This is a genomic window from Pseudovibrio sp. WM33, assembly GCF_001623165.1.
Taxonomy (GTDB): Bacteria; Pseudomonadota; Alphaproteobacteria; order Rhizobiales; family Stappiaceae; genus Pseudovibrio.
Genome location: NZ_LMCK01000120.1, coordinates 800 through 1,260, shown reverse-complemented (window position 1 = coordinate 1,260; position 461 = coordinate 800). Strand labels below are relative to the sequence as shown.

1 pseudogene is annotated in these 461 nt (G+C 47.9%); it reads left to right on the top strand.

The annotated features are described in order from the left end of the window. Window positions 1-461, top strand: a pseudogene (locus PsWM33_RS28145) (calcium-binding protein); the annotation flags it as partial.

The following is a 461-nucleotide window of genomic DNA, read 5'->3' as shown; positions in this document are numbered from 1 at the left end:
ATGGTGGTGCTGGTTCTGACCTAGCCTATTATCATGCATCGAATGCAGGAGTAACAATCAACCTTGCTGAAGGTACTTCCAGTGGTGGGCATGCGACAGGAGATGTCCTTGTCAATATTGAAAGTATTGAGGGCTCTCATTACGATGATGTCCTGATAGGCGACAGTAACAATAACTCCCTTTATGCCCAAAATGGTCTTGACCATCTTTATGGCGGAGAAGGAAATGACACGCTCAATGCCTATGGTTCTGGGGCAGACTACCTTGATGGTGGCGAAGGAAATGATACGGTAAGATACCGCTGGTCCCACGCAGCTGTTACCGTTAATCTCTCCGACCAGTCTCAAAACGCAGGCGATGCAGCTGGAGATGAATACATCTCCATAGAAAACGTCATGGGTACTGATAGGTACGATGATATCCTGACAGGCGATGCAGCTAATAACAGGCTCTCGGGCTAC